General features: G+C 55.6%; 33 protein-coding genes. 30 read left to right on the forward strand and 3 right to left on the reverse strand.

Annotated features, from left to right (window positions below; all coding sequences use genetic code 11):
• Positions 1 to 14: 14 nt before the first annotated feature.
• Both WH277_RS24510 and WH277_RS24515 read right to left on the reverse strand, forming a co-directional pair.
• Positions 15 to 728: a polyphenol oxidase family protein gene (locus WH277_RS24510; protein ID WP_227535155.1), complete on the reverse strand. Its 714-nt coding sequence runs from the start codon at positions 726 to 728 to the stop codon at positions 15 to 17.
• 115 nt (positions 729 to 843) lie between these two features.
• Positions 844 to 2,841, reverse strand: coding sequence for an NADPH-dependent 2,4-dienoyl-CoA reductase (locus WH277_RS24515; RefSeq protein WP_339507277.1), 1,998 nt, complete (start codon positions 2,839 to 2,841; stop codon positions 844 to 846).
• 240 nt (positions 2,842 to 3,081) lie between these two features.
• Between WH277_RS24515 and idnD the strand changes: the two genes are divergently transcribed.
• The 6 genes from idnD to WH277_RS24545 all read left to right on the forward strand — a co-directional run bounded on the left by idnD (position 3,082) and on the right by WH277_RS24545 (position 9,891).
• Positions 3,082 to 4,113 (forward strand): L-idonate 5-dehydrogenase, encoded by a 1,032-nt coding sequence (idnD, locus tag WH277_RS24520; protein ID WP_133842482.1) that lies wholly within the window; start codon positions 3,082 to 3,084, stop codon positions 4,111 to 4,113.
• A 9-nt stretch (positions 4,114 to 4,122) separates the two neighbouring features.
• Entirely contained in the window at positions 4,123 to 4,887 is a 765-nt protein-coding gene (gene idnO, locus WH277_RS24525; protein WP_133842481.1) for a gluconate 5-dehydrogenase, read from the forward strand.
• Positions 4,888 to 4,947: 60 nt separating this feature from the next.
• A complete protein-coding gene (locus tag WH277_RS24530) occupies positions 4,948 to 6,267 on the forward strand; it encodes a gluconate:H+ symporter (protein ID WP_133842480.1) in 1,320 nt (439 codons plus the stop codon).
• Between the two features lie 88 nt (positions 6,268 to 6,355).
• Positions 6,356 to 7,351 carry a DNA-binding transcriptional regulator IdnR gene (gene idnR, locus WH277_RS24535; protein WP_339507278.1) on the forward strand — a complete coding sequence of 332 codons (996 nt, stop codon included), beginning with the start codon at positions 6,356 to 6,358 and terminating at the stop codon, positions 7,349 to 7,351.
• A 441-nt stretch (positions 7,352 to 7,792) separates the two neighbouring features.
• Positions 7,793 to 8,416, forward strand: coding sequence for a carbonic anhydrase (locus tag WH277_RS24540; RefSeq protein ID WP_241008284.1), 624 nt, complete (start codon positions 7,793 to 7,795; stop codon positions 8,414 to 8,416).
• Positions 8,413 to 9,891 (forward strand): SulP family inorganic anion transporter, encoded by a 1,479-nt coding sequence (locus WH277_RS24545; protein WP_159336826.1) that lies wholly within the window; start codon positions 8,413 to 8,415, stop codon positions 9,889 to 9,891. The genes WH277_RS24540 and WH277_RS24545 overlap by 4 nt, the downstream gene beginning before the upstream one ends.
• Before the next feature lie 57 nt (positions 9,892 to 9,948).
• Here the strand turns inward: WH277_RS24545 and WH277_RS24550 are convergent, their stop codons facing one another.
• On the reverse strand, positions 9,949 to 10,557 hold the full coding sequence (locus WH277_RS24550; RefSeq protein ID WP_159336827.1) for a phage repressor protein CI: 609 nt from the start codon (positions 10,555 to 10,557) through the stop codon (positions 9,949 to 9,951).
• A 467-nt stretch (positions 10,558 to 11,024) separates the two neighbouring features.
• Here WH277_RS24550 and WH277_RS24555 point away from each other — a divergent pair, with 467 nt between their 5' ends.
• The 24 genes from WH277_RS24555 (at position 11,025) to pqqA (ending at position 26,588) form a co-directional block, all read left to right on the forward strand.
• The gene (locus tag WH277_RS24555; protein ID WP_133842475.1) at positions 11,025 to 11,213 is read left to right on the forward strand and encodes a hypothetical protein; all 189 of its coding nucleotides are present in this window, start codon (positions 11,025 to 11,027) and stop codon (positions 11,211 to 11,213) included.
• 335 nt (positions 11,214 to 11,548) lie between these two features.
• Positions 11,549 to 11,752 carry a tail protein X gene (locus WH277_RS24560; protein ID WP_133842474.1) on the forward strand — a complete coding sequence of 68 codons (204 nt, stop codon included), beginning with the start codon at positions 11,549 to 11,551 and terminating at the stop codon, positions 11,750 to 11,752.
• 3 nt (positions 11,753 to 11,755) lie between these two features.
• Positions 11,756 to 11,983 carry a hypothetical protein gene (locus WH277_RS24565; protein WP_167863316.1) on the forward strand — a complete coding sequence of 76 codons (228 nt, stop codon included), beginning with the start codon at positions 11,756 to 11,758 and terminating at the stop codon, positions 11,981 to 11,983.
• Positions 11,967 to 12,476, forward strand: a complete 510-nt coding sequence (locus WH277_RS24570; RefSeq protein WP_133842472.1) for a lysozyme — start codon at positions 11,967 to 11,969, stop codon at positions 12,474 to 12,476. The genes WH277_RS24565 and WH277_RS24570 overlap by 17 nt, the downstream gene beginning before the upstream one ends.
• A 273-nt stretch (positions 12,477 to 12,749) precedes the next feature.
• Complete coding sequence (gene lysC / locus WH277_RS24575) at positions 12,750 to 13,064, forward strand: Rz1-like lysis system protein LysC (protein ID WP_133842471.1); 315 nt, start codon at positions 12,750 to 12,752, stop codon at positions 13,062 to 13,064.
• Positions 12,997 to 13,455 carry a phage tail protein gene (locus tag WH277_RS24580; RefSeq protein WP_167863374.1) on the forward strand — a complete coding sequence of 153 codons (459 nt, stop codon included), beginning with the start codon at positions 12,997 to 12,999 and terminating at the stop codon, positions 13,453 to 13,455. The genes lysC and WH277_RS24580 overlap by 68 nt, the downstream gene beginning before the upstream one ends.
• Before the next feature lie 19 nt (positions 13,456 to 13,474).
• Entirely contained in the window at positions 13,475 to 14,065 is a 591-nt protein-coding gene (locus WH277_RS24585; protein ID WP_159336829.1) for a phage baseplate assembly protein V, read from the forward strand.
• Positions 14,062 to 14,409: a GPW/gp25 family protein gene (locus tag WH277_RS24590; RefSeq protein ID WP_133842469.1), complete on the forward strand. Its 348-nt coding sequence runs from the start codon at positions 14,062 to 14,064 to the stop codon at positions 14,407 to 14,409. The genes WH277_RS24585 and WH277_RS24590 overlap by 4 nt, the downstream gene beginning before the upstream one ends.
• A gap of 2 nt (positions 14,410 to 14,411) precedes the next feature.
• Positions 14,412 to 15,320, forward strand: a complete 909-nt coding sequence (locus WH277_RS24595; protein ID WP_133842468.1) for a baseplate assembly protein — start codon at positions 14,412 to 14,414, stop codon at positions 15,318 to 15,320.
• Complete coding sequence (locus WH277_RS24600; RefSeq protein WP_212813319.1) at positions 15,313 to 15,921, forward strand: phage tail protein I; 609 nt, start codon at positions 15,313 to 15,315, stop codon at positions 15,919 to 15,921. The genes WH277_RS24595 and WH277_RS24600 overlap by 8 nt, the downstream gene beginning before the upstream one ends.
• Complete coding sequence (locus WH277_RS24605; RefSeq protein ID WP_133842466.1) at positions 15,918 to 17,012, forward strand: phage tail protein; 1,095 nt, start codon at positions 15,918 to 15,920, stop codon at positions 17,010 to 17,012. Before WH277_RS24600 ends, WH277_RS24605 begins: the two co-directional genes overlap by 4 nt.
• Entirely contained in the window at positions 17,012 to 17,596 is a 585-nt protein-coding gene (locus tag WH277_RS24610; RefSeq protein ID WP_212813318.1) for a tail fiber assembly protein, read from the forward strand. The genes WH277_RS24605 and WH277_RS24610 overlap by 1 nt, the downstream gene beginning before the upstream one ends.
• A 302-nt stretch (positions 17,597 to 17,898) precedes the next feature.
• Positions 17,899 to 18,837 (forward strand): phage tail protein, encoded by a 939-nt coding sequence (locus WH277_RS24615; RefSeq protein ID WP_339507279.1) that lies wholly within the window; start codon positions 17,899 to 17,901, stop codon positions 18,835 to 18,837.
• Entirely contained in the window at positions 18,830 to 19,225 is a 396-nt protein-coding gene (locus WH277_RS24620) for a tail fiber assembly protein (protein ID WP_339507280.1), read from the forward strand. The genes WH277_RS24615 and WH277_RS24620 overlap by 8 nt, the downstream gene beginning before the upstream one ends.
• 288 nt (positions 19,226 to 19,513) lie before the next feature.
• Positions 19,514 to 20,683, forward strand: a complete 1,170-nt coding sequence (locus tag WH277_RS24625) for a phage tail sheath protein (RefSeq protein WP_259151881.1) — start codon at positions 19,514 to 19,516, stop codon at positions 20,681 to 20,683.
• A gap of 12 nt (positions 20,684 to 20,695) precedes the next feature.
• Complete coding sequence (locus tag WH277_RS24630; protein ID WP_133842461.1) at positions 20,696 to 21,205, forward strand: phage major tail tube protein; 510 nt, start codon at positions 20,696 to 20,698, stop codon at positions 21,203 to 21,205.
• A gap of 166 nt (positions 21,206 to 21,371) precedes the next feature.
• Entirely contained in the window at positions 21,372 to 21,668 is a 297-nt protein-coding gene (locus WH277_RS24635) for a phage tail assembly protein (RefSeq protein ID WP_133842460.1), read from the forward strand.
• Between the two features lie 14 nt (positions 21,669 to 21,682).
• Positions 21,683 to 21,805, forward strand: coding sequence for a GpE family phage tail protein (locus WH277_RS24640; protein WP_197931249.1), 123 nt, complete (start codon positions 21,683 to 21,685; stop codon positions 21,803 to 21,805).
• A 2-nt stretch (positions 21,806 to 21,807) separates the two neighbouring features.
• The gene (locus tag WH277_RS24645; protein ID WP_339507281.1) at positions 21,808 to 23,295 is read left to right on the forward strand and encodes a phage tail tape measure protein; all 1,488 of its coding nucleotides are present in this window, start codon (positions 21,808 to 21,810) and stop codon (positions 23,293 to 23,295) included.
• 3 nt (positions 23,296 to 23,298) lie between these two features.
• Positions 23,299 to 23,772: a phage tail protein gene (locus tag WH277_RS24650; protein ID WP_133842457.1), complete on the forward strand. Its 474-nt coding sequence runs from the start codon at positions 23,299 to 23,301 to the stop codon at positions 23,770 to 23,772.
• Complete coding sequence (locus WH277_RS24655) at positions 23,769 to 24,908, forward strand: contractile injection system protein, VgrG/Pvc8 family (RefSeq protein ID WP_133842456.1); 1,140 nt, start codon at positions 23,769 to 23,771, stop codon at positions 24,906 to 24,908. Before WH277_RS24650 ends, WH277_RS24655 begins: the two co-directional genes overlap by 4 nt.
• A gap of 75 nt (positions 24,909 to 24,983) precedes the next feature.
• The gene (locus tag WH277_RS24660; RefSeq protein WP_133842455.1) at positions 24,984 to 25,202 is read left to right on the forward strand and encodes an ogr/Delta-like zinc finger family protein; all 219 of its coding nucleotides are present in this window, start codon (positions 24,984 to 24,986) and stop codon (positions 25,200 to 25,202) included.
• 99 nt (positions 25,203 to 25,301) lie between these two features.
• Entirely contained in the window at positions 25,302 to 26,336 is a 1,035-nt protein-coding gene (locus tag WH277_RS24665) for a dipeptidase (protein WP_133842454.1), read from the forward strand.
• 180 nt (positions 26,337 to 26,516) lie between these two features.
• Entirely contained in the window at positions 26,517 to 26,588 is a 72-nt protein-coding gene (pqqA, locus tag WH277_RS24670; RefSeq protein WP_072166356.1) for a pyrroloquinoline quinone precursor peptide PqqA, read from the forward strand.
• The last annotated feature ends 123 nt before the right edge of the window (positions 26,589 to 26,711 follow it).

The following is a 26,711-nucleotide window of genomic DNA, read 5'->3' on the forward strand; positions in this document are numbered from 1 at the left end:
CCTCGCCCGCGCCTTCATCGTCTGGCAATCCACGAAAATCGCTGCTGATAACCGTGCTGAACATGGCTGTTGCGGCGATAGCTGGCCTGCTCCTCCGCCATGCAGTAGGTGCATATCTGCGACAGCTCAATCTGTTCTTCCGGCACACCCGCACGCAACGCAATACGTTTTGCCAGCAACGGTAGGTCAAACCACACGCCTGCGGTGGTTCCCTGCGCCTGTGGACGTACCGATGCCGGATTAGGCCAGGGGTGGGCAGACCAGGACATCAGTGCGGCCAGCTGATGCGGATCATCTTGTTCTGCCCGGTCTATCACATCCTGTCCCAGCTCATAACAGCAGGGACCAATCGCCGGGCCGATGGCAATAAACAGACTGTCCGGCGTTGCTCCGCGTTCACACAGATGCGTTATTGCGTTAATCAGTACCCCGCCCAGAATCCCTTTTAAACCACCGTGTACCGCTGCAACCTGCTGCTGACGGCTATCGGCTAACAGGATCGGCAGGCAGTCAGCGGTGTAAATCGCCACGGCATCCTGACCCGTCCCAATCAGTCCATCCGCATCCTGGCTTTTTACCGGCAGGGCATCAACATCGAGGATGACCCGGGCGCTGTGGCGCTGCTGATTGTAACGCGTGCCTGCCGCAGGGCGTTCGCCTGCGGCCATAAAGGCGTGATCAAGCCAGTCAAAGCGCGAGAGTAGCGGAGAGAAATAGGGGGATGACATCAAGAGCTCCTGGTCAGTCAGTGTGGCGTCATTGATGCTAGCGCGAAAACGGTATTTAGACCATGGATGTCATCCTGGGGGCGGACCGCTTTTCTGGTCCGCCCGGTAGCATCATTTAAATCGCCAGCCCCAGCGCCGTCCCCTGAGCAATCGCCCGGCGTGCATCCAACTCGCGGGCGACATCCGCACCGCCAATAATATGCGGCACTTTCCCCCGCGCTGACAGCGCATCAGCCAGTGAACGGTCCGGCTCTTGCCCGGCGCAAATCACCACGTTATCCACGGCCAGCAGGTGCGCTTCACCATTGACCCGCAGGTGCAGGCCTTCATCATCAATCCGCTGATACTCAACGCCTCCCCACATCTGCACGCCGTGCATTTGCAGGCTGGCGCGATGGATCCATCCGGTGGTTTTTGCCAGCCCGGCGCCCGGCTTGCCTGGTGTGCGCTGCAGCAGCCAGACCTGGCGCTCACTCACCGGACGCTCTGGCGGCACCAGCCCCCCCGGTTGGGTGAGGGTGCGATCAATGCCCCATTCCCGACAGAATGCAGTGAGATCCTGCCCGCCAGCGACCAGATATTCGGCGGTATCAAACCCGATGCCGCCTGCACCAATAATAGCCACGCGTTTGCCGACGGGTTTTTTATCGCGGATGACCTCCAGATAGCTCAGTACCGACGGATGGTCGATGCCCGGAATCGGCGGAGTGCGCGGTAAAATACCCGTTGCCAGCACCACCTCATCAAACGCGGTGAGATCGTCTGCGCTGGCGCGATGATCCAGCCGCAGCGTGACGTGATGCAGCTCAAGCTGGCGTCTGAAGTAGCGCAGCGTTTCACTGAACTCCTCTTTACCGGGGATCTGGCGGGCAATATTGAACTGTCCGCCCACCTCAGGCCCTGCATCAAACAGCGTCACCCGGTGACCGCGTTGGGCGGCATTGACTGCAAAGGCCAGTCCGGCAGGGCCGGCACCGACCACCGCCAGCGTCTTCACCTGTGCGGCGGGCGTCAGCGTCATTTCGGTTTCATGGCAGGCGCGCGGATTGACCAGGCAGGAAGTCAGCTTGCCCACGAAAATTTGATCGAGGCAGGCCTGATTGCAGCCGATGCAGGTATTGATTTCATCGCAGCGATCCTGCTGCGCTTTCAGCACAAACTCGGCATCGGCGAGGAACGGGCGGGCCATTGACACCATATCGGCACAGCCTTCATCCAGTACGCGCTGGGCCACATCCGGATGGTTAATCCGGTTGGTGGCAATCAGCGGAATGCTGACGTGTTTTTTGAGTGCCTGGGTGACCCAGGCAAAAGCAGCGCGTGGCACCGCCGTTGCAATGGTGGGGATGCGCGCTTCATGCCAGCCGATGCCGGTATTGATCAGCGTGGCACCAGCCTGTTCGACCGCCTGCGCCAGACGAATGGTCTGCTCCAGCGTGCTGCCCTGTTCCACCAGGTCGAGCATCGACAGGCGGAAAATAATAATAAACTCGTGGCCCACCGCTTCACGCACTGCCCGCAGAATGGCAAGGGCAAAGCGCTGGCGATGCGCCTCACTGCCGCCCCATTCATCGCTGCGCTGGTTGGTGTGCGCCACCAGGAACTGATTAATCAGATAGCCTTCAGAGGCCATAATCTCAACGCCATCGTAGCCCGCCTGCTGTGCCAGACGGGCGCAGTGCGCGTAGTCGGCAATCAGTTGCAGGATCTCGTCATGCGACAGTTCGCGGGGGCAGAAGGGATTGATCGGCGCCTGAATGGCCGAGGGCGCGACCAGTGCGGGCTGGTAGCTGTAGCGGCCCGCGTGCAGGATCTGCATGGCAATTTTTCCACCCGCCTGGTGGACGGCATCCGTCACCTGACGATGATGTGCCAGCTGTGACGCATCATTCAGCACCGAGGCTCCCTTGCTCACCACACCTTCCGGTGAAGGGGCAATGCCGCCGGTGACAATCAGCGCCACCCCGGCGCGTGCCCGCTCGGCATAAAACGCCGCCAGCCGGGCCGCACCATCCGGATGCTCTTCCAGCCCGGTATGCATGGAACCCATCAGAAAACGATTTTTAAGTTGGGTAAAACCCAGGTCCAGCGGGGTGAACAGTGACAGGCTCATCGCAAGCGATCTCTGAAGTGGTCGGATGAGTCAACTGTAGCGATCAAATGACCGCGATGAAAGTGCAGTTAATCGCTTTGTGATGAATGCCACTGAATACGTCGGGGAGAAAGGGCAACGTGGTTCACGTTATGCGTAACATTGATTTAGTAACATGAATTTTAGTGATCTGATTCACAGTTTTGCATGTTAAACATCGATTTGATAGGCGCCATGAACTGACACGTACTGGAGAACACCATGAGCACCACCACGCAGTCCTGCATGATTAACGGCAAAGAGCAGGTTGAAGTCATCAGCCAGCAGGTCAATTACCAGGGCGAAGGCACGCTGGTGCGCATTACGCGCGGCGGTATCTGCGGTTCGGATCTGCACTACTATCAGCACGGTAAAGTGGGCAGCTTTGCGGTAAAAATGCCGATGATCCTCGGTCATGAAGTGATCGGTCATGTGGTGAAAAGCGACAACCCAGCGCTTAAAGAGAACCAGAAGGTGGCGGTTAACCCTTCAAAACCTTGTGGCCACTGCAAATACTGCCTGGCGGATGAAGAGAACCAGTGCACCACCATGCGTTTCTTCGGCAGCGCGATGTATTACCCGCATGTGGACGGCGGTTTCACCCAGTACAAAGTGGTGGATAGCAGCCAGTGCATTCCTTTCGACAATGCTGCTGACGATAAAGTGATGGTCTTTGCTGAACCGCTAGCGGTCTGCATTCATGCTGCTAATCAGGGCGGCGATTTGCAGGGCAAAAAAGTCTTTATCTCTGGCGTGGGCCCAATCGGTTGCCTGATTGCGGCGGCAGCCATAGCGAAAGGCGCAGCAGAAGTGGTCTGTGCGGATGTCAGTGAGCGTTCGCTGGCGATGGCAACGGCGATGGGCGCCACCCACACGATCCACGCGGCCAACGGTGATTTCACCCCGTATCTGGCCGACAAAGGTTACTTCGACGTGGCGTTTGAAGCCTCCGGTCATCCGTCTTCACTGACGCGCTGCCTGGAAGTGACCCGTGCAAAAGGCACGTTAGTGCAGGTGGGCATGGGCGGCGATGTCCCGGGTTTCCCGATCATGATGCTGATTGCTAAAGAGATCAAACTGGTCGGATCGTTCCGCTTTACCTTCGAGTTCAACACCGCCGTGGAGTGGCTGGGCAACGGCACCGTCAACCCGCTGCCGCTGTTCAGCGGGGAATACGACTATCAGAACATTGACGCTGCGCTGCAATTTGCCGGTGACAAAACCCAGGCCGCCAAAGTGCAACTGACATTTTAAGGGATGACCATGACGACGCTTTTCTCGCTCGATAACAAACGTGTACTGATCACCGGCTCTGGCCGCGGCATTGGTTTTCTGATGGCGAAAGGGCTGGCACAGGCCGGTGCTGAAGTGATCATCAACGCCACCACCCAGGAAGGGGCTGAAAAAGCCGCAGCAGACCTGCAACAGCAGGGGTTTAAGGCCCATGCCGTGGCCTTTAACGTCACGCAGTCAGCGGAGGTGAATGCCGCCGTTGAGAAGATTGAACGTGAAATCGGTCCTATCGATGTGCTGGTCAATAACGCCGGTATTCAGCGTCGCCGCCCGTTCCTGGAGTTCCCGGAGCAGGACTGGAACGATGTGATCGCCGTCAATCAGACAGCGGTGTTCCTCGTCTCTCAGGCGGTGGCCCGCCAGATGGTGACGCGCCAGAAAGGCAAAATCATCAATATCGGTTCGATGCAGAGCGAGCTGGGGCGCGACACCATTACCCCGTACGCGGCCTCAAAAGGGGCGGTGACGATGCTGACGCGCGGCATGTGCGTCGAACTGGCTCGCCATAATATTCAGGTCAACGGCATTGCACCGGGCTATTTCAAAACCGAAATGACCCAGGCACTGGCCGATGATGAAGCCTTCACCTCCTGGTTATGCAAACGCACGCCTGCGGCGCGCTGGGGTAATCCTGAGGAGTTGATTGGGGCGGCGGTGTTCCTGGCCTCTAAAGCCTCTGATTTTGTGAACGGGCACTTACTTTTTGTAGATGGTGGGATGCGCGTCGCGGTCTAAACAGCTATACCCTTAGTCATTAACAACACCTGTACCTCTACTTTTTAAAGGAAGTGCTTTATGCCCATTACAATAATAGCTATTGGCGTAATCCTGCTGCTGGTGCTGATGATCGTCTTCAAGGTCAACGGCTTCATCGCATTAGTCTTTGTTTCTGCCGTGGTCGGGGTTGCCGAAGGGATGACGCCGCTGGCGGTTATCGCATCGATTCAGAAAGGCGTGGGCGGCACGCTCGGCAGCCTGGCGCTGATCCTGGGCTTCGGGGCGATGCTCGGGAAGCTGGTTTCTGACACCGGGGCGGCACAGCGCGTGGCAACCACGTTGATTGCCTCCTTTGGTAAACAGCGCGTGCAGTGGGCGCTGATGGTCACCGGACTGATCGTTGGTCTGGCGATGTTCTACGAGATTGGCTTCGTGCTGCTGCTGCCGCTGGTGTTTACCGTGGTGGCTGCTTCAGGGATGCCGATGCTGTATGTCGGTCTGCCGATGGTGGCCGCACTGTCGGTAACCCACTGCTTCCTGCCGCCGCATCCGGGACCGACCGCCATTGCGACGATCTTTGGTGCAAACCTCGGGACTACGCTGCTGTACGGCATGATCATCACCATTCCAACGGTGATTATCGCCGGTCCGATTTTCTCGAAATTCCTGAAAGGTTTTGAAAAATCGCCACCGGAAGGGCTGTATAACCCGAAAATCTTTGAAGATCATGAAATGCCAGGCTTCTGGACCAGTATCTTCGCGGCGGTTATCCCGGTGATCCTGATGGCAGTCGCGGCGGTGTTTGAGCTGACCACGCCAAAAGAGAATGTGCTGCGCCAGTTCTTCGAATTTGTCGGTAACCCGGCGGTCGCGCTGTTTATCTCTGTGGTGATCGCCGTGTTCACGCTGGGCCTGCGCAACGGGCGTAAAATGGAAGAAGTGATGGAGATGTGCAGCTCTTCCATTGCGGCTATCGCCATGATCGTCTTTATCATCGCCGGGGGCGGTGCCTTTAAACAGGTGCTGGTGGACAGCGGCGTGGGCAACTACATCGCTGACATGATGAAAGGCTCATCGCTTTCTCCGTTGCTGATGTGCTGGACGGTAGCGGCCATGCTGCGTATCGCGCTCGGCTCTGCGACCGTCGCGGCGATTACCACTGCCGGGATCGTGACGCCAATTATCGCCATTACCCACGCCGATCCGGCGCTGATGGTGTTGGCGGTGGGCTCCGGGAGCGTGATCGCTTCCCACGTGAATGACCCGGGTTTCTGGTTGTTTAAAGGCTACTTCAACCTGAGCGTGATTGAGACGCTGAAAACCTGGACGGTGATGGAAACGCTAATCTCCTTCCTCGGTCTGGCAGGTGTGTTGATCCTGAACGCGATTATTCATTAATATCAGGCCGGGCGTGCCCGGCTACCCCGTTACCCTTATCAGGGGCCAGGCATGCCTGGCCCTTTTTCACGTTTAAATGGAACCTCCAATGCGCGCGCACCGTATCTCGCTCCAGGACATCGCCACGCTGGCTGGCGTCACGAAAATGACGGTCAGCCGCTACCTGCGTACACCCGATCGCGTGTCGCCGGAAACCGGGGCGAAAATCGCGCAAATTATCGAAGAGATTAACTACATTCCCAATCGTGCGCCGGAGATGCTCCTCAGTTCGAAGAGTTACACCCTGGGCGTACTGATCCCCTCGTTTAAAAACCAGATCTTTGCCGATCTCCTCAGCGGGATAGAGGCGGCCACCAAAGAAGGGCGCTACCAGACACTGATCGCCAACTACAACTACGACAAACAGGCCGAAGAGGAGCAGATCATCAATCTGCTCTCGTACAACATTGATGGCATTATCCTCAGTGAAAAGGACCATACCCTGCGTGCGGTGAAGTACCTGCGGGCGGCACAGATTCCGATTGTCGAAGTGATGGATACCCAGGGTAGTTGCCTGGATATGCAGGTGGGATTTAACAACTTTAGCGCAGGCTACGATATGACGCGCACGCTGCTCGATCAGGGGCGTAAACGGGTGATCTACTTCGGTTCCCAGGACGATCGGCGTGATGAGTTTCGCTATCGCGGCTACTGTCAGGCGATGGAGGAGCGCGGTGGCAGCGGGAATCGGGTCAACCCGAAGGCTATCTCATCGCAGAAACTGGGCGCGGCGATGCTGGCCAGCGCGCTGGAGCAGTTCCCTGACCTCGATGCGATTTTCTGTACTAACGACGACCTTTCACTCGGTGCATTACTGCACTGCCAGCGCCACGGCATCGCCGTTCCGGGCCGCATTGCGATTGCCGGATTCCATGGGCTGGATATCAGCCGCGAAATGTACCCGACAATGGCCAGTGTGATTACCCCGCGTTACTCCATTGGGTATACCGCGGCCGAGCTGCTGTTGAAAAAGATTGGTGACAGCCGCTTTTCGGCCGACTCGGTGGACCTGAGTTACCAGATATTTATGGGTGAAACGATCTGAAGTGTAAATCTGATTAAATAAAATCAACTTTGCTGACAGTAATTGATAAATTACGTCACTAATTAATAAATCGAGCAGAAGCAGAGAGATAATTATTCCTTCTTATCCTCTTCTGAGTTAGTGTCACTTTTATTAGTTACATAAAGAGATTTACGTTTTTATATTAGACGCGTGTTTTCTGATTTATTTTATTTCGCTCCTTTATTGTTCGTATCATCTATATGATAAATGGCTATATTTTTTGTTTATTATCAATGATTTCATTCATCAATAAGTTTATCTTATTTTATTTCCATGCCTGTTTAACTCAATTTAATAAAGCACATTTAATTAACATTACATTTCGGTTATTTATTATCACTTAAGATTAATCTTAATCACTTCCGGTTAACTAAGATGTTAGAACTTATTTCACATTTTCCCCGGAAGAGAGATTCTATTTTGACGACCCTCAAACCCCTGTTAGCTAAAAACCGCAGTTGGGCTTTACAGCGACGCCAACGTGATCCGCACTATTTCCGGCAAAATGTGGACGGGCAGCAGCCTCACTCTTTGTGGATCGGCTGTTCTGACAGCCGTGTACCGGCGGAGGTGCTGACCGGCGCCCACCCGGGCGAGCTTTTCGTCCATCGCAACATTGCCAATATGGTGGTCAGCAATGACGACAACTTTATGAGCGTATTGCAGTATGCGATTGAATATCTTAAGGTTTCACACATTGTTCTCTGTGGTCACTACGGCTGCGGCGGCGTACAGGCGGCGCTGACGCTGCCGGATATTCCGTTGGGAGATGAAAACTCAGCGCTGGCGCGGCGCATTACTCAACTGCGCCACGGCATCGCCTCCGAACTTGCGCCGCTGAGTGCAGAAGAACTGCCGGGGGATCATCTGAACCGGCTGGTGGAAGCCAATGTCCTGGCACAATTCAGCCAGTTAGTAAAAACCGCCCCGGTGCTGAAAGCCTGGCGTGACGGCGTGGCGCTGGATGTGTTCGGCTGTGTTTATGATCTGCACAGCGGGCATTTGAAGGAACTAATCCAGCAGGCAGAAGAGGGCAGCGTATGAATCTGAATACCTTACGTCAGGATATTCCAGCGGGGCTGGTGGTCTTCCTCGTGGCGCTACCGCTGTGCCTCGGGATTGCTCAGGCCAGCGGATTGCCACCCTTCGTCGGGCTGCTGACGGGCGTCATCGGTGGCCTGGTGGTCACCACCTTCAGCCCGTCGAAATTTGCGGTCAGTGGCCCTGCGGCGGGCCTGGTGACCATTGTGACGGGGGCTATCGAGACCCTGGGATCGTTCTCCGCACTGCTGCTGGCATTGATGATCGCTGGCGTATTGCAGTTTTTGCTGGGCGCATTGCGTGCCGGGCGTTTTATCTCGCTGGTGCCGGGAAGCGTGATCAAAGGGATGCTGGCCGCGATTGGTATCCTGCTGATTATTCAGCAAATACCGGTGGCGCTGGGTGCTGCGGGTGAAGAGGGCTGGTCATCACTGCTGCATGAGGGGGCAATCAATGTGTCACTTCCTGCGGTAGCGGTAGCATTTGCCGGGCTACTGGTGCTCGGGCTGTGGACCACGCCTGCTATCAAGCGGAATCGTTGGCTGGGATGGATGCCCGGCCCGCTGGTGGCGGTGCTGCTCGGCTGTCTGGCGACGGTGCTTGGAGGGCGTTTTTTCCCGGATATCGCCAGCCATCTGCCGCGCATCTCGCTGCCCGCTTTTGACAGTATTGCCACGTTAACCGGGGAGCTGGAGCGGCCGGACTGGCTGGCGTGGCAGAACCCGGCGGTCTATATCGTTGCCGCCACGTTGGCGATTGTCGCCAGCCTGGAAACCCTGCTTAGTCAGGAAGCGCTGAAGAAACTGCGTACGCAAACCCCGGCCCCCTCTCCTGATAAGGAGATGCGCGCTCAGGGTATCGGTAACCTGCTGTCCGGCTTTATGGGGGGGCTGCCGATCACTGCCGTTATCGTGCGCAGTTCGGTCAACGTCAGCGCGGGCGCTCGCAGTAAACTTTCTATATTGATCCACGGTGTGCTGCTGCTGGTGTGCGGCTTGTGGTTCAGCGGATTGCTGAATGCGATCCCGCTGGCGAGCCTTGCGGCGGTGCTGCTGTATACAGGCTATAAGCTGGCTACGCCGGGGCTGTTTGTGTCACAAATCCGCCAGGGAGCGCCGCAGTGGGTGCCGTTTATGGCGACCATCGGCGGTATTCTGATTTTCGGAATGCTGGCGGGGATTGGCATTGGTCTGGCGACGCAGATCCTGTTCAGCATCTATAAAAGCCATCGTAATGCGATGTTGCTGACGCGCTATGACGATCATTATGTGCTGCGTTTTCAGCAGAACCTGACCTTTATGCATAATCCGCGCCTCAAAGGCCTGCTGGCGCAGATCCCGGAGAACAGCGTGGTGATTGTGGACCACGATAATGCCGAATACATCGATCCTGATGTGGAAGCGATATTACAGGACTTCGGCGAGGGGGCGAAAAAACGGGGGATCCAGCTGAATCAGTGGCCGGTGAAACTGGCGTAATCCGCGTCACTTAGCTGACAAGGCCACAGGAGGTGGCCTTTTTTGCGGCTGGCCTGCTTACAACGGGGTGCAGGCAATCACGATACGGGCCAGCGGGACCAGCTCATTCAGGGCGCATTCAAACTGCTGCTGACCGTTAGCAACGCGCACGCGTCCGGGAGGAATACGCGTCAGGCTGCGAATACTCACCTGGCCTTCCAGCGACACCAGCCAGTCACCATCCAGGACCTCACTGAATGCCTGCTCAGCAATAAACTGCTGGTTGCCTTCAACAATCACCAGCGGCTGTTCAATGGCGCTGGGCCAGGCCTCAAAGAACGCCGCGTCGACGGCAATGCTGGTGAGCGTTGTCAGCTTTCCGGCGTCCAGGCGTTGACGGGCAAGCGTCTGGGTATTTCCGTTTTGCGAGGGCGGCGTGCGGTTTTCTGCCGGGCCTGGCTGCTCACCCTCTCCGGTTGCCAGCCACTGCAATGAGGCCTGCGTATCGGCCATGCAGCGGATGACGATATCTGAGGGGAAATAACCGCGCGAATAGCGATTCGCCAGGCTGCTGCTGGCAATCCCTAAATGCTCAGCCAGCGCCAGTTTCGTGGTAAAGCCGTAGGCCTGGAGCACGCGATCCAGCACCTCTTTTGCACCGCTTTGAAAATCGATTTTTAGGCTCACGCTCAAACTCCTGGTTTATTTCATTTTTTGGGGAGTGTGCAATTTGAATTGTAGCTTTATGGGCACATCAGGACGGCGAGCACATCAATTATCAAAGATTTTGCCCGATGATGGGTGTTTTTACAACCTGTAAACCCGCTGTCTTTGTCAGTACGGCTCTCACATTCATCTTTAGTGAATAGGCGAGTTCATCCGGGAATGAACAGCCCGTTCGCCCCCGTATAACGTGAGCAACGCTAATTTATTTCACCCGTATGAATCTCATTTTCATACGCTGAACCCCCCATGGCGGGCGTGCAGGCCTGAAATAAATACGGCAGGCGATGGTATGTTTCTTCTTTAGAGCAATAGTAATAATTTGATAATTATCATGGTGATAAAGATTGTCTGCAGTACAAGCAAAAAACTTTTCTTATTGTTAAGCGCTATGATACTGTATGTATGTACAGTGATATGGAGGGGGAGTTGTGGACAAAGAATTAGCTGAACGCGTCATTCTGGAACGCGTAGAACTGATAGCAAGATTAACCTCTGAAGGCACCTGCCGGGAGCGTGACCGCGAGATAGCACTGCATTTGATTGCCGATATTGCCCGTGGCGTCGAGCTCAAAAACACGCAGTTTTCGGTCGTCTTTTCTCCACCGCCTGAGTGCTAACGCCTTCCTGACAGCCTGGCGGGTACACATTGTTCCCCGCGGGTGCAGGCCCTCGCGTACCCGGAACGGATCCCACCCCCTCTGCGCGATGTTCTGCTGATGCCCCCGTTTAGGGGGTTTTTTTTGCCTTTTTTTCGCCGTTCAGAGGCGACTCATCTCATCTGTCTGATGCCCTTGCGTTGTCACACCCTCCCTACAACAGCCCCGGATTGAGCCGCGATCGTCGAAAACGCACACTGATTGTGCTTACCCGGCAGAGTGAGATTGCGGTGAGGTGACCGTTCCCACGCTTTGCCGTTTCTATTATCGCAATACCCGTTACGGGGGAGTGAAACATGAAAATTTATGCCCTGCAGGACGACAGCGTCGATGAGATCTGTTTTCGCCACTATGGCCGTACGCGGCAGGTCGTGGAACAGGTTTACGCTGCCAACCCCGGGCTGGCTGAACGGGGGGCACTGCTGCCTCATGGCTATCCGGTAGAACTTCCAACGCTTTCACTGTCAGCCACGCATGAAACGCTGAATCTGTGGAGCTGACTGATGGAAAAAAACAGCTCCCTGATTGGGTACCTGGTCAGCGCGATCATGATGTGGTCAGGGCGCCACACGGTGCAGGACATCGCTTTTATGGTGGGCGCGCTGGTGGCGGTCATCACGCTGGGCATCAACATCGCGAATTTCTTTATCAACTGGCATTACCGCCGTAAGACCTGGCGGCTGATGCAACAGCGGCAAACGGGCAGGAATGTGGATGAATTCAACAGCTAAGAAGTGTGCGGTGCTGGTGGTGATGGCACTGGCGATCTCACTGCCTTCCTTTTCCACGCTAACCATCTCCAGCGAAGGATTGCTGCTGCTGGCCAACGCCGAAGGTTGCCGTACCTCGCCGTATCAGTGCAGCGCCGGCGTCTGGACTAACGGGATTGGACATACCCGGGGCGTTATACCGACCACGGAGGTGAATGAACGGCAGATCGCGGTAAATCTGATTGATGACGTACAGCGAGTGGAAAGCGGTATTGCACGCTGTATGCCCGTTGCCATGCCGCAGGGGGTGTATGACGCCACGGTTTCTTTCGCGTTTAACGTCGGAGTGGGTGCCGTTTGCCGCTCGACTTACGCCCGGCTGATCAATCAACAACAGTGGGCGGCGGCCTGCGATCAACTGATGCGCTGGGTCTATGTGAAGGGGGTGCGCAATAAGGGGATTGAGACGCGGCGAACGGCAGAGCGCGCCCTGTGCCTGAAGGGGGCGCAATGAATCGCCTGTGGATTGTTTTGCTCCTGCTACTGATGGGGATGCTGGGCGGCGCAGCCCTTTATATGGCGCACCTGCACAGCGAGCAGATTGCGCTGCAACGGACGAATGCGCAGCTCACCACCGGAATGATCCAACGCGATGAGGTGATCACACAGCTACAGGGCGAGATCGCCCGCCAGGCCGAGGCAGAACGCACGCTGCGTCAGTCACTCCTGAGCGCACGCGATCTCACAATGAAACAACAACTTAACGATCAAAGGATCATACGCAGCAATGAAGCACTTCAACGCTGGAGCGATGCTGCTTTGCCTGACGGCATTATCCGGTTGCAGCAGCACCCCGCTTTCGCCACCCCCAACGATTATCTGGCGTGGTTGTCCGATCGTCAGCAGCTGTTCGATCCCGGCCAGTCAGCCGGAAACACAGGGGGATCTGCTGAACACGATCCGCCAGCTGGAGCAGGCACTGCTGACGTGCGGCCTGCAAGTCGAAACCCTTAAACAGTGTCAGGAGCAACATGATGTTAAAGCCCAACCAGCTACGCGAGGCGTTACTGGCCCGCGTACCGCAACTCAAGGATCACCCTGAACGGCTGACAATCGCGCTGGAACAGGGCGTGGTGGCCTGCACGCCCGCCGCCTCACTGAGTTTTGAATATCAGTACCGGTTACGCATCACCCTCAGCGAGTCCGGTGGTGACATCGACCCTCTGGTGGTAGCCCTGCTGCTGTGGCTGCGGGAGAACCAGCCTGACCTGATGACCACCCCTGCGAGGCGCGAGAACGGCATGGTGTTCAGCAGCACTACCAACGGCGATTTCACCGTGGTGATCCTGCTGACCGAGCGGGTGCTGGTCAGCGAAGACGACGGGGCGCTGCACGTCACGCACGTCCCGGAACCGCTGCCGCCGGAAGCCGTTTCCCGCCCCTGGAAACTTTATATCAACCAACAACTGGTCAGTGAATGGCCCGCTATCTGAGATGACGGAGGAGAGCGTTATGAATGAATTTGTCAGTGAAACCCGGCGCCAGCTGCACAACCTGCTGCGCATTGGCACCGTCAGCGAGGTGGATACCGTCCGGGCACGATGTCGGGTGCAAAGTGAAGGCAACCTCACCACCTGGCTGCCCTGGTTAAGCGGGAGTGCAGGGCAGGTCCGCAGCTGGCATGCCCCCTCTCCAGGGGAGCAGGTACTTCTGCTCGCTCTGGGGGGAGAGCTGAACACCGCCTTTGTGCTGGCGGGCATTTTTTCGGATGCCTTTCCGGCCCCTTCGGCCTCACAGAATGCGGTGCACTGGACGTTTCCCGATGGCGCGCAACTGGCCTATGAACCGGAAAGCGGGGCACTGACGGCCAGTGGCATTCAGTCTGCGCGTATCACGGCGGCGGTCAGCATCACCCTTGATGCGCCGCTGGTGGAGTGCACGCAGCAGCTGAAAGCCGCGACGTTTGAACTGACCGGGGGAGGCACCCTGAAGGGCAATATCAGCCACAGCGGGGGCAGCCTGTCGTCTAACGGCATTGTCGTTCACAGTCACGTCCACGCGGGTGTGGAAAGTGGCGGCAGCAAAACAGCGGGGCCGCAATGAGTACAGAAAACTATCTCGGTATGCAACGTGACAGCGGTCTGGCCCTGACGGATCGGGATCATATCCGTCAGTCGGTACGCGACATTTTGCTCACGCCTCAGGGCAGCAGGGTGATGCGCCGCAACTATGGATCGTTGTTGTCGATGTTGATCGACCAGCCACAAAACGAGGCACTGCGCCTGCAAATTATGTCGGCCTGCTATGTGGCGTTGTTGCAGTGGGAGCCGCGCATTGCGCTGGACAGCATCAGCTACCAGCCCGGATTCGACGGCAGCATGGTGGTGGCGCTGCAGGGCAGCCTCAGCCAGTCCCCTTTTTCTCTTTCCATTCCAGTGAGTGAATGATTATGGCCACGATTGATTTAAGTCAGCTACCTGCGCCGAACGTTGTTGAGGCGCTCGATTTTGAAACGTTGTTGCAGGCGCGCAAGGTCGCGCTGGTGGCGCTATATCCGGCCGACCAGCAGGCGGCGATAACCCGGACCCTTGAGCTTGAGTCAGAGCCCATCGTCAAGCTGTTGCAGGAGAACACCTACCGCGAGCTGATCCTGCGACAGCGCATCAATGAAGCCGCCAAAGCCACGATGGTGGCCTGGGCTACCGGAGGCGACCTCGATCAGCTGGGAATGAACAACGGCGTGACCCGCCTGGTGCTGAGCCCGGCTGACAGCAGCACGCTGCCGCCGACTGCTGCGGTGATGGAAAAGGATGAGGACTTCCGTCTGCGCATTGCTCAGGCCTTTGAAGGGCTGAGCGTGGCGGGGCCGGCGGGGGCTTATGAATACCATGCCCGCAGTGCTGATGGCCGTATTGCTGACGTGAGCGCCACCAGCCCGGCTCCGGCGGAAGTGCTGATCACCGTGCTGTCGCGTGAAGGGCGTGGGGAGGCCAGTGCCGCGCTGCTGTCCGCGGTCAATATTGCTCTTAACGATGAAAATGTGCGCCCGGTGGCCGATCGCGTCAGCGTGCAGTCCGCCAACATCGTTGAGTACAGCGTTGATGCCACGCTGTTCCTCTACCCCGGCCCGGAGGCCGAGCCGATCCGCGCCGCAGCGGAAGCACGGCTGGCGGCCTTTGTCACCGCACAAAGCCGGCTGGGACGTGATATCCGCCGCTCAGCCCTGTTCGCCGCCCTGCATGTGGAAGGGGTGCAGCGCGTGGAACTGGCCCAGCCTGCGCAGGATGTGGTGCTGGATAAAACCCAGGCGGGCTGGTGCACCGGGCGTGCGATCAGCGTGGGAGGTTCCGATGAGTGATCGCCTGCTGCCTGTCGGGTCGTCTGCGCTGGAAGTCGCGGCCGCAGAAGCCTGCGCCAGCCTCCAGCAGCTGCCGGTGCCGCTGCGCACGTTGTGGAACCCGCAAACCTGCCCGGTCGCGCTGTTGCCCTACCTGGCCTGGGCCTGGTCAGTTGATCGCTGGGATCAAACCTGGCCGGAGGAGACGAAGCGCGCGGTGGTTGCCGCCTCGCAGTTCGTTCACCGCCGTAAAGGCACTATTGCTGCGATCCGACGCGTGGTGGAGCCGCTGGGGTATCTCATTCGCATTACCGAATGGTGGAAGAACAATGCCCCACCCGGCACTTTCCGTCTTGATATCGGGGTGCTGGAAACCGGCATTACTGAGGAGATGTACAACGAACTGGAGCGTCTGATAGGGGATGCGAAACCCGTGAGTCGTCTGCTCACCGGGTTGGTCATCAACCTGGATTCCAGCGGGAAGCTATGGGCAGCCGCCGCCAGTTATAGCGGGGATGAGCTGACGGTTTATCCCTATGCGCCAGACGCTATTTCCGCGGGCGGCTACAGCTATAGCGGTGCTGCACTTCATATTATCGACAACCTGAGAGTGAACACATGACGACAAAATATTACGCACTGCTCACCGAGATCGGTGCAGCGAAACTGGCAAATGCCACGGCTACAGGCACAACATTGCAGCTTACGCAGATGGCGGTCGGCGACGGTGGCGGCACGCTGCCCACACCTGGCGCGAAGCAAACTACGCTGGTCGGTGAAAAGCGCCGCGCGCCACTGAATTCGCTCAGCGTTGATCCGGCGAATAACAGCCAGATCGTTGCTGAACAGATTATCCCGGAAAATGAGGGCGGCTACTGGATCCGCGAGGTCGGCCTGTTTGATGCCGATAATGCGCTGATCGCGGTGGCTAACTGCCCGGAAACCTATAAACCGCAGTTGCAGGAAGGCAGTGGCCGTACGCAAACGGTGCGCATGATCCTGGTGGTCAGTAGCACGGAGGCGGTGACGCTGAATATTGATCCTTCAATCGTGTTGGCCACGCGAAAATACGTCGACGATCAGTCGATTGAAGTCAAAGCGTATGTGGATGCCGGGCTTGCCGGAAAGATGGATAAGGCGAAGAACGGTGCGGATATTGCCAATGTCGCGGCGTTTATCAATAACCTGGGGTTGGGTGATGCAGTACTTGCAGCTAAATACGGGAGTCCTTTAATTGGTTCGCTAACATACTGGCCTCTTGAATTGATGCCAAATGAAATATGGTCTGAGATGAAAATGGAATTCATCCCTTATATGGGCCAGTCATTTGATGGTGTGAAATATCCTCTGCTGTCAAAACTACACCCAAAAAATAAGTTGCCCATGGACATGCGCGATGAATTTGTACGAGGCTGGGATAATGGGCGTGGTGGAGATTCTGGGCGTGAACTCATGAGTGGACAAGGAGATGCAATGCGTAATTTCACAGCAACTCTTGAGCAGGTGGGAGGATATTCACTTTTCTGGACGGGCACACCAGCAGTGAGCGGTGCCTTCAAATGTGATCTGATCAACAGTTCATTTTCAAACAGCGAAGTCAAAGCAGGTATGAGGCCAAGAAAGTTAACATTAGATCCTTCGATGGTTGTTCCCACTGCGTTAGAAAACAGACCTCGCAACGTTGCCTGGAATATGATTGTGAGGGCTAAATAATGACTAATTTATTTGATGTAAATGGTAATGCAACAGAGACTCATATCGTATCTGTCAGTGAGTTTAACCCATTTACGGGGGAGTTTATGGCGACATATGAGGTGCGTATTCTGGCTGGAACAGGCACGCCTGGATATTCTACTTTGCATTTAGCCCCCTCAGAAGTGTCCGGCTATTCGCGAGTATGGAACGGGGCGCAGTGGGATCAGGTTACCGATCTGCGCGGCAGCATCGCCTATCATAAAACGAGCAGAGAAGCGGTAACGGTAAAAACACTGGGCGAACTGGATGATTCATTGACGACCAGTGTGCCCACGACTGCTTATGATTTCTGGTCAGAAACTGTCTGGAAAACAGACATTAATGCTCAAAACGCTGCTGCCATCGCGGATGCAGAATTGCAGAGAGCAGCTCTGCTCGCCGATGCTGATGACGTTATGCTTGACTGGCGTACGGCGTTAGAGCTGGATTCAATCAGCGATAATGATAAAAGCAAGTTGATGTTATGGCTGAATTATAAAACTCAAGTGAAAGCGATCGACGTTTCAACGACCTATAGCTGGCCCGTCCCGCCTACGGTTTAATAACAAAGTGTGCTGTTGTTAATATATGCAGCAGCACACCTACTTCCTCCCATTATCCTCATCATTTTTTGTTCTCAGTTGTACCCTTTACCCCACAACACCCATCGCATGCCCCCCTATTAAATTCTTGTCATCATGGCCTTACTCAACAGCAGGGAGTAATAAAGATGGCTATCTGGATCTGGTCGGTTAACCACTGGGGCATTTTATCTGTCTGACCGGATCGTTGAAGAACAATGCCGCGCCAGGCACCTTCCTCCCGTGGATGAGTTTCATATTATCGACAACCTGAGAGTAAACTTATGACATCAAAATATTACGCATTGCTCACCGAGATCGGTGCAGCAAAACTGGCAAATGCCACGGCTTTGGGGACAAAGCTACAGATTACGCAGATGGCCGTTGGCGACGGTGGCGGCAAGCTGCCCACCCCTGGAGCGAAACAAACGACACTGGTTGGTGAAAAGCGCCGTGCACCGCTGAATTCGCTCAGCGTTGATCCGGCGAATAACAGTCAGATCGTTGCCGAGCAGATTATCCCGGAAAGTGAGGGCGGTTACTGGATCCGCGAACTCGGTCTGTTTGATGCTGATAACGTGCTTATCGCGGTGGCTAACTGCCCGGAAACCTATAAACCGCAGCTACAAGAGGGCAGTGGCCGTACGCAGACGGTGCGGATGATCCTGGTGGTCAGCAGTACGGAGGCGGTGACGCTAAAGACTGACCCGTCGGTGGTCATAGCCACGCGCAAATACGTTGATGACAAGGTGATTGAAGTTAAGGCATTTGTGGATGCCGGACTTGCCGAAAAGATGGATAAGGCGAAGAACGGTGCGGATATTGATAACGTCGCCACATTCCTGAAAAATTTGGGGATGGGGGAAGGGGCGAAACTGCCAGCGGTATCAGTGAGCACGTCTGGTGGGTTAATAGTGAAAATTCCATTTTTAACATCGGGAAATTCCATTAATTATCTTGTTATTCAGATGGTGACATTAACTCCTGTTGCGCTGACGAATGGGCAATCATTTACCTATTCATTTCCTCTTGCCTACGATTCAGAGGCCTGGGCCATTTTATCGGAAACAGCGGGAATTATCTCCGGAGGGGTGTCAGATGAAGGAATGGAAATTATGAGCGTTTCAGCAACAGGTGTAGCGATTGCCAGCCAATGGAACAGTCGTCCAGCGGGGTACGCACCTATTCGATTGCTGATTATGGGAGTGAAGACCAATGCCTAAGTATTTTACAAAAAGCACCTCACCTGTTGGCTTTTACTCAACTAAGCCTGAAGGTATTGAATCGGTAGAGATTAGCGATACGTTGTGGCTTGAGCTCATTAGTGCACAGAATAAAGGGAAAATTATCAGCGTCGATTCCGCAGGATTTCCCATTATTGAAGATATGCCCGGCCCCACGCCTGAAGTGCTGATGCAATTTGCTGAATCAGAACGCCAGGCCAGGTTGTCATACGCCCGTGAATCAATCAGTATCTGGAATACAAAGCTTTTGATGAAAAGACCGCTGACTGAAAGTGAGACGGAAAAGCTTGGTATGTGGATGGATTACATTGATGCTGTTAATACCGTTGATCTATCCGATGCGCACTGGCCTGAAGTCCCGAAATAATCCTGACGAAGCTTTATTAAACTGATGGGCTGGTATCGCAGCGCGTAATCTCTTACCTAAAACGTGTTATTTCAATACGGCTCCCCTGCTGGCAACTCAGGGGAGCCTTTTTATTGGTTCCATGCGTGTAAAAGCAGATCTTTATTTATTTTATTATCCATATAACTTTCTGTTTTTAAATGACTTTTAAATTCCACGTTGTCCCTTACTCCCCACAACGCCCATCGCATGCCTGCATATTAAATTCTTGTCATCATGACCTCACCCCAACAACGGAGTGCAATAAAGATGGCTAATTATCACCACGGCGTCCGCGTCGTAGAAGTGAATGACGGAACCCGCAGTATCTCAACGGTTTCCACTTCCATTGTCGGCATGATCTGTACCGCAGAAGATGCCGATACCACCACCTTCCCGCTGAATACCGCGGTGTTGATCACCGATGTACTGGCCGCCGTGGGCAAAGCCGGTACCAAAGGTACGCTGGCACAGTCGCTGCGTGCCATTGCTGACCAGAGCAAACCGGTCACCGTGGTCGTTCGTGTCGCGGAAGGTCAAGACGCTGCCGAAACCACCAGCAATATCATCGGCGGCAGCGATGCCAACGGCCGCTATACCGGTATGAAAGCCCTGCTCAGTGCGCAGACCGATCTCGGCGTTAAGCCGCGCATCCTCGGTGTACCGGGCCATGACTCTCTTGAGGTGTCTACCGCACTGGCAGCGGTCTGCCAGCAGCTGCGCGCCTTCGGCTATATCTCGGCGTATGGCTGCAAAACCATTACCGAGGCAATCGCTTACCGCGAGAACTTCAGCCAGCGTGAGCTGATGGTGATCTGGCCGGACTTTGTGGCCTGGAACACCACGACCAGCGCGGCAGATACCGCTTATGCCACCGCACGTGCGCTGGGCCTGCGCGCCAAAATCGACAACGACACCGGCTGGCATAAAACCCTGTCCAACGTTGGCGTTAACGGCGTAACGGGCGTCTCCGCCTCGGTATTCTGGGACCTGCAACAGGAAGGGACCGATGCCGATCTGCTGAACGAAGCCTGCGTCACCACGCTCATCCGCAAAGACGGTTTCCGCTTCTGGGGCAACCGCACCTGTAGCGATGACCCGCTGTTTGCCTTTGAAAACTACACCCGCTCGGCGCAGGTGATTGCTGACACGATGGCCGATGCGCACATGTGGGCCAACGATAAACCGCTGTCACCGACGCTGGTGCGCGACATTATCGCCGGTATCAATGCCAAATTCCGCGAGCTGATTAACGCCGGGTATTTACTGGGCGCCAACTGCTGGTACGACGAAAGCGCCAACACCCAGGAAACCCTGAAGGCGGGCAAACTGTTTATCGACTACGACTACACCCCGGTGCCGCCGCTGGAAGATATGACGCTGCGCCAGCGCATTACTGACAGCTATCTGGCGAACTTTGCCGCTTCCGTCAACAGCTAAGGAGACACTCTTATGGCACTGCCAAAAAAACTGAAATACCTGAATTTGTTTAACGATGCCAACAGCTACCAGGGCGTGGTGACCTCGCTGACGCTGCCAAAACTGGCACGCAAACTCGACCCTTATCGCGGCGGCGGTATGAACGGCGTGGCGCACATTGATAACGGTCTGGAAGACGATGCGCTGGATCTGGAATGGACCATTGCCGGGCTGGATGACCGCATTCTCAGCCAGTGGGGCGGAGCAACGGTGCCGCTGCGTTTTATGGGCTCTTATCAGCGTGACGACACCGATGAAACGGTGGCGGTTGAAGTAGAGCTGCGCGGTAAGCACCAGCAGTTCGACTTCGGTGAGAGCAAGCAGGGTGAAGAGAGTGAAACCAAAATCACCACCAAATGCACTTACTACAAGCTGACCTGGAACGGTAAGGCGCTGATCGAAATTGACACCATCAACATGGTTGAGATCGTGAACGGCGTCGATCGTCTGGCGCAGCACCGTCAGAACATCGGTCTGGCGTAATCCGCAGGGGTCGGGCATGCCCGCCCCACATCGGCAATTCACAGGGGTTGGGCCTGCCCGCCCCACATCGGCAATTCGCAGGGGTTGGGCCTGCCCGCCCCACATCGGCAATTCGTAGGGGTCGGGCATGCCCGCCCCGCATTCTCTCTAAACGTAAGGAAAGTCCATGCAACAGCAAGACAACCTGGTCACCCTGGTGACCCCCATTGCCCGTGGTGAAACCCTGATTACCAGCGTAGAGGTGACCAAACCCAACGCCGGCGCACTGCGCGGAACCCGGCTGGTGGATCTGGCCGGATCGGACGTTGAGGCACTGATCACCGTGCTGCCACGCATCACCCTGCCGAACCTGACGAAATCAGAATGCCTGAATCTGGACCCGGTCGATCTGATCGAACTCGGTGGCAGGGTGATCGGTTTTTTATCCGCGAAGCCGGACACGTCCGCTGGCCCGACGACCTGACGGTGGATGATCTGATGGCCGACATTGCGACCGTTTTTCACTGGCCGCCATCAGAAATGAACCCCATGTCGCTGGCGGAACTGATCGACTGGCGGCATAAGGCGATCGTGCGCAGCGGCATGCAGAGTGGAGAATAGCGATGAGTATTAACCTTGGTCTGGACGGCCTGCGCAAAGCGGTGATCCGGTCGAATTTGTTCCTCAATGATCTGCCGGGGGAGACCAAATCCCTCGGTAATGCGATGTTTCAGCAGCGTATCGCCCTGAAGGCGGCCACGTTAAGTGATGAGGTCAACCAGCGCCATCGTAAAGAGGGGCTGAAGCTGAGTGAGGAGCGGTTGCAGCAGATCGCCCGTCAGCGGACAGACGAACGGCGTCAGCAGGCCAGCGAGCGGCGGCAGACGCTAAGTAAGGGTATGGATAATGTCGGCCAGCGCTATCAGGCCGGGCAGGCGGTCGTGGACAAAGTCAGCAGCTTCAGCAGCCGGGCAATGGGCGTTGCCTCCTTTGGTGCAAAGCTGCTGAAACCGGGCTATGAGCAGGCGACTGCCGGTACTGCAGTGGTGAGTGCAGCGTCAGGAGCCGCTGTAGCACCACAGGCTGATAATCTGGCAGGGGATATCGGCCAGCTTAATGCGGCGATCGACAGCATCAGCCTGACGGTGTTTACCCAACTGGACGGTACGCTGCGTTCCCTGACGCAGACCGCCACCGGGCTGTTAACCGGCGTTGATCAATGGATCCAGGACAACCCTACGCTGGCAGGCGGGATCACCCAACTGGTGGCGGGGGGCGGGCTGCTGATTGCCGCACTCGGCGGGATCGGTTCCGTGGTGGTGCCGGTACTCAGTGGCCTGAATCTGTTGATGGCGGGTGCCGGGATTCTAAGTAGCGTGTTTACTTTTGCTGGCGGGGCGATTGTTGCGGCGCTGGGGGCGATCACGTTGCCCATAGGGATTGTGATTGCTGCTATCGTCGGCGCTGCTGCGTTGATTTACCAGTACTGGGAGCCGCTCAGCGCGTTCTTTGGCGGGGTGGTTGAAGGGATCAGTGCTGTGCTGACGCCACTATTCGAGGCATTTAAACCGTTAACGGTCATTTTTGATGAGGCAGGTAAGCAGATTGACAGTGCTTTTGACAGTATAAAGGCGTTTTTCTCACCGATTGAAATGACGGCGCAGAAGCTGGAGCAGCTGGGGAATCTTGGGCGTTTTGTCGGTGAGGCCCTGGTAAATGGATTGAGTTTACCCCTGACGATTTTACGTACGCTCGGTGGGAAAGTCAGCTGGCTGCTGGAAAAACTCGGAGTCATCGATAAAAAATCGTCCGATGCCAAAATCTCGCTGAATGACGATCCGTCAGCACAACGTCCCTCGGTCGCCCTGGGGGGCGCAGACTTTGCTGCGCCGGATACTCCCGCGCCTGTCGCCTTTGGCGGTGCCCGCTATCAACCCGTCACTTCGGGCAGCGCCAGCAACAGCCAGCAGAACACCTTTAACAGCAGCTATGTGATCAACGTTCCTACAAGCATGGGGGAAGCGGAGGTTCGCACGATGATCGACAACCATCAGCAGCAAACGCAGGCGCGTGCCGCTATCAACCAACGCAGCAGCTTCTGGGGGCAATAAACTATGATGATGATACTCGGCATGTTTATTTTTAAACGTCGCACTTTGCCATTTCAGACGATGACGCAGGAAAGTGCGTATCGTTGGGCAGCGGGCAGCCGTATTGGTACTCGCCCGGCACAACAGTTTCTCGGTGTCGGCGATGAAAACATCACGTTGCTGGGCGAGTTACGCCCGGAAATCACCGGGGGAGCTCCTGCGTTGGCGGCGCTGATGGATATAGCAGAAGCGGGGCAGGCATGGCCTTTACTCAATGGTGAAGGATTTCTTTATGGCATGTTTGTCATTGAAAATATCAACGGTGTACATGCTGACTTACTGGAAAACGGCACGGCCCGGAAGATCAATTTTACGCTAAAACTGAAACGAGTCGATGAATCGAGAAGTGCCATGTTTGGTGATCTCAAACAGCAGGCGGAGCGAATTTACGGCAATGTGAGTTCCCAGGTCTCAACCCTGGCAGGGAGCATCTTATGAATAACAGTTTACCGGTGGATATCGGTGCGCCGTTGGCACCTGATTATCTGATCCTACTGAATAATCTGGATATTACTGAGAACCTGCGGCCACGCCTGCTGAGTATGACCATTGATGATGCTCGCGGTTTAGAAGCTGACGCGCTGACGCTGTTACTGGATGACAGTGATGGTAGGATCATGATGCCGCAGCGTGGCGCTATCCTGCGGGTGTATATCGGCTGGCAGGGCAGGCCACTGTTCTGCAAAGGGGATTTTGTTATTGAAGAGTTGCATCACAGCGGTGCTCCCGATCAGTTGAAGCTGGTCGGGCGCAGCGCCAATCTGAGTGATTCGTTAATGGAAAAGGGAAACCATTCATACGATAAGACCACACTGGGGGCCATGGTATTGCAGATTGCGAAACGCAATGAACTTGGGGCTGAAGTGGCTGATGAACTGGCCTCAATTGAGATTGATCATGAAGATCAGAGTGGTCTTACCGATGCGCAATTTCTGACCACGATGGCGACAAAATATGGTGCAACGGTCACGATCAAGAAGGACAAAGTGTTGATGCTGGTACGGGGGGCGAACAAAACCGTCAGCGGGCAGGCGATCCCACAACTTCTGCTCACACGTAAAGACGGTGATAAGCATGATTATCAGGTGGTATCACAGATGCATTTTAGTGGCGTTAAGGCCAAATGGATGCAGCTCGATAAAGCCAGCAGTGGCACGGTGAGAGTGTTCCGAGTCATTCCTGAAAACCAACCCGATCGTTTTCCCGGCGCGGCCAGGCAGGACATCCCGCAGCCGCTTTATGAACGTTATGCTCTGATACCTGGGGTATTTAAAACGCAGGAAGAGGCGATGGAAGCCGCGAAGGCTGACTGGAAGAAACGCCAGGCGATGACCGCTAGCATGAGTTTTGTGATTGCTCAAGGAATGCCGGTGTTGATACCGGAAACACCGATACGGTTGAGCGGGTTCAAAACGATGATTGATGCCCAACAGTGGACAGTAATCAAAGTGAATCATGTGATTGATAATAATGGATTTCGTACAACGGTGAACCTGGAAAAATCGGTGGGTGGTGAAACCTGGGACATTGACGTTAAACCGAGTAAAGTCACAGGAAGTGAAAAAACCACTTGATGATTCACTTAAAGTGAATATAATTAGTTTTATTCACAATGTGTGAGTTTAACTGATGACCATTGGAGGTCAACCATGATGCCATGCCCGATTTGCCAACATAACAGCCATGCCCGTTCCAGCCGTATTCTCAGCAGCGAAACCAAGGAGCGTTATCATCAGTGCCAGAACCTGAACTGTAGTTGCACCTTCAAGTCGATGGAGAGTATTACCGGGATTGTTGCCCGCCCGCTGGAGGCTACGCCGCCGCCTGTGGCGCCGGTGAAAACCCGCACCAGCCGTCTTGGAAGTTAACCGCCAGCGGCGGGTTCGCGCCCGCCCTGGTTTTGCATTCCCCTGTTCCGCCTAATCTGCGCTATCATCATCTGTCTTCCTGACATCGCTGGCGCCCCCATGACACACACTTCTCCGACTCCCATCTTTGACGGCCATAACGATCTACTGCTGCACCTGTGGCTGCATCATCCTGAAAACCCGGTTGCGGCGTTTCTGCATCAGCGTCTGAGCGGGCATCTCGACCTGGCGCGGATGCGTGAGGGCGGTTTTGCGGGTGGGCTGTTTGCCGTCTTTGTGCCACCCGCTGACTACGTGGCGAAATTTCCCACGCGCCAGGCGGAGGTGCATGATCCGCTGGCGATCACCGAACAGCAGATGGCGATTTTGCAGCAGCTGGAAGCACAGTCGGCAGGCCAGGCAAAAATCTGCCGCAGCGTCAGCGAGATTGAACACTGTATCGCCAGCGGCGTGCTGGCGATGGTGATGCATATTGAAGGGGCGGAAGCGCTGGATGATGACTTAAGCCAGTTGGATCGCTGGCAGCAGGCCGGATTGCGCAGCATCGGGCCGTTCTGGAATCTGCCTAACCGTTTTGGCGTGGGCATTAACGGCAGCTTCCCTGGCTCGCCGGATACCGGAGCAGGGCTGACTGACGCCGGAGAGCGGTTGATCCGGGCCTGCAACCAGCGTGGGCTGATGATCGATCTGTCGCATATGAACGAAAAAGCCTTCTGGCAAACGGCGCGGCTGAGTACAGCACCGCTGGTCGCCAGCCATTCTAACGTGCACGCCTTATGCCCTCAGCCACGTAATCTGACGGATGCTCAGCTGGGCGCGATTGCCGACAGCGACGGACTGGTCGGGCTGAATTTCGGTACCTCTTTTCTGCGCAGCGATGGCAAACGTGACGGCGATATGCCGCTCAGCGTCATGGTGCAGCATCTGGATTACCTGCTGGAGAAACTGGGGGAAGATCGTGTTGCCTTCGGTTCTGATTTCGACGGTATCAACCTGGCCGATGATCTGGGTGACGTTACCGGGCTGCCCCGTCTGCTGGCCGCACTGCGTCAGTCGGGCTATGACGATGCACTGCTGAACAAGCTGTGTCGCGCTAACTGGCTGCGGGTCTTGCGAAAAACCTGGAAAGAATAACGCCTGATTTTTGAACCAAATAGTTCAAAACAGCATAAACCGTGCAGATTTTAGGGTTGATATCGATTTATCATAGGCGCAACATCTGTGCCGCCAAATTCCTGTAATTTGACAACATGCCGATTACTCTACGAAACTGGAGTATATCGCCTGTTTTTTAAACACCTTGAGGATATTACTATGTGGACTAAACCGACCTTTATCGATATGCGTCTGGGCTTAGAAGTTACCTTATACATCTCAAACCGCTAATTAGCCGTCATACTTCAAGCTGCAACTGCGTTGGCTGCGTGTGCTCACCCCGGTCACTTACCTGAGTAAGCTCCCGAGGATTCTCGCACTTGCCGCCTTGCTGCAACTCGAATTATTTAGGCT

Source organism: Erwinia sp. MYb416 (assembly GCF_037479575.1).
GTDB lineage: Bacteria > Pseudomonadota > Gammaproteobacteria > Enterobacterales > Enterobacteriaceae > Erwinia > Erwinia rhapontici.

Coding starts and splice junctions, on each gene's coding strand:
- WH277_RS24510 (WP_227535155.1), bottom strand. CDS start 728: ATGTCATCCCCCTATTTCTCTCCGCTACTCTCGCGCTTTGACTGGCTT.
- WH277_RS24515 (WP_339507277.1), bottom strand. CDS start 2,841: ATGAGCCTGTCACTGTTCACCCCGCTGGACCTGGGTTTTACCCAACTT.
- idnD (WP_133842482.1), top strand. CDS start 3,082: ATGAGCACCACCACGCAGTCCTGCATGATTAACGGCAAAGAGCAGGTT.
- idnO (WP_133842481.1), top strand. CDS start 4,123: ATGACGACGCTTTTCTCGCTCGATAACAAACGTGTACTGATCACCGGC.
- WH277_RS24530 (WP_133842480.1), top strand. CDS start 4,948: ATGCCCATTACAATAATAGCTATTGGCGTAATCCTGCTGCTGGTGCTG.
- idnR (WP_339507278.1), top strand. CDS start 6,356: ATGCGCGCGCACCGTATCTCGCTCCAGGACATCGCCACGCTGGCTGGC.
- WH277_RS24545 (WP_159336826.1), top strand. CDS start 8,413: ATGAATCTGAATACCTTACGTCAGGATATTCCAGCGGGGCTGGTGGTC.
- WH277_RS24560 (WP_133842474.1), top strand. CDS start 11,549: ATGAAAATTTATGCCCTGCAGGACGACAGCGTCGATGAGATCTGTTTT.
- WH277_RS24565 (WP_167863316.1), top strand. CDS start 11,756: ATGGAAAAAAACAGCTCCCTGATTGGGTACCTGGTCAGCGCGATCATG.
- WH277_RS24570 (WP_133842472.1), top strand. CDS start 11,967: ATGAATTCAACAGCTAAGAAGTGTGCGGTGCTGGTGGTGATGGCACTG.
- lysC (WP_133842471.1), top strand. CDS start 12,750: ATGAAGCACTTCAACGCTGGAGCGATGCTGCTTTGCCTGACGGCATTA.
- WH277_RS24580 (WP_167863374.1), top strand. CDS start 12,997: ATGTTAAAGCCCAACCAGCTACGCGAGGCGTTACTGGCCCGCGTACCG.
- WH277_RS24585 (WP_159336829.1), top strand. CDS start 13,475: ATGAATGAATTTGTCAGTGAAACCCGGCGCCAGCTGCACAACCTGCTG.
- WH277_RS24590 (WP_133842469.1), top strand. CDS start 14,062: ATGAGTACAGAAAACTATCTCGGTATGCAACGTGACAGCGGTCTGGCC.
- WH277_RS24595 (WP_133842468.1), top strand. CDS start 14,412: ATGGCCACGATTGATTTAAGTCAGCTACCTGCGCCGAACGTTGTTGAG.
- WH277_RS24600 (WP_212813319.1), top strand. CDS start 15,313: ATGAGTGATCGCCTGCTGCCTGTCGGGTCGTCTGCGCTGGAAGTCGCG.
- WH277_RS24605 (WP_133842466.1), top strand. CDS start 15,918: ATGACGACAAAATATTACGCACTGCTCACCGAGATCGGTGCAGCGAAA.
- WH277_RS24610 (WP_212813318.1), top strand. CDS start 17,012: ATGACTAATTTATTTGATGTAAATGGTAATGCAACAGAGACTCATATC.
- WH277_RS24615 (WP_339507279.1), top strand. CDS start 17,899: ATGACATCAAAATATTACGCATTGCTCACCGAGATCGGTGCAGCAAAA.
- WH277_RS24620 (WP_339507280.1), top strand. CDS start 18,830: ATGCCTAAGTATTTTACAAAAAGCACCTCACCTGTTGGCTTTTACTCA.
- WH277_RS24625 (WP_259151881.1), top strand. CDS start 19,514: ATGGCTAATTATCACCACGGCGTCCGCGTCGTAGAAGTGAATGACGGA.
- WH277_RS24630 (WP_133842461.1), top strand. CDS start 20,696: ATGGCACTGCCAAAAAAACTGAAATACCTGAATTTGTTTAACGATGCC.
- WH277_RS24635 (WP_133842460.1), top strand. CDS start 21,372: ATGCAACAGCAAGACAACCTGGTCACCCTGGTGACCCCCATTGCCCGT.
- WH277_RS24640 (WP_197931249.1), top strand. CDS start 21,683: ATGGCCGACATTGCGACCGTTTTTCACTGGCCGCCATCAGAAATGAAC.
- WH277_RS24645 (WP_339507281.1), top strand. CDS start 21,808: ATGAGTATTAACCTTGGTCTGGACGGCCTGCGCAAAGCGGTGATCCGG.
- WH277_RS24650 (WP_133842457.1), top strand. CDS start 23,299: ATGATGATGATACTCGGCATGTTTATTTTTAAACGTCGCACTTTGCCA.
- WH277_RS24655 (WP_133842456.1), top strand. CDS start 23,769: ATGAATAACAGTTTACCGGTGGATATCGGTGCGCCGTTGGCACCTGAT.
- WH277_RS24660 (WP_133842455.1), top strand. CDS start 24,984: ATGATGCCATGCCCGATTTGCCAACATAACAGCCATGCCCGTTCCAGC.
- WH277_RS24665 (WP_133842454.1), top strand. CDS start 25,302: ATGACACACACTTCTCCGACTCCCATCTTTGACGGCCATAACGATCTA.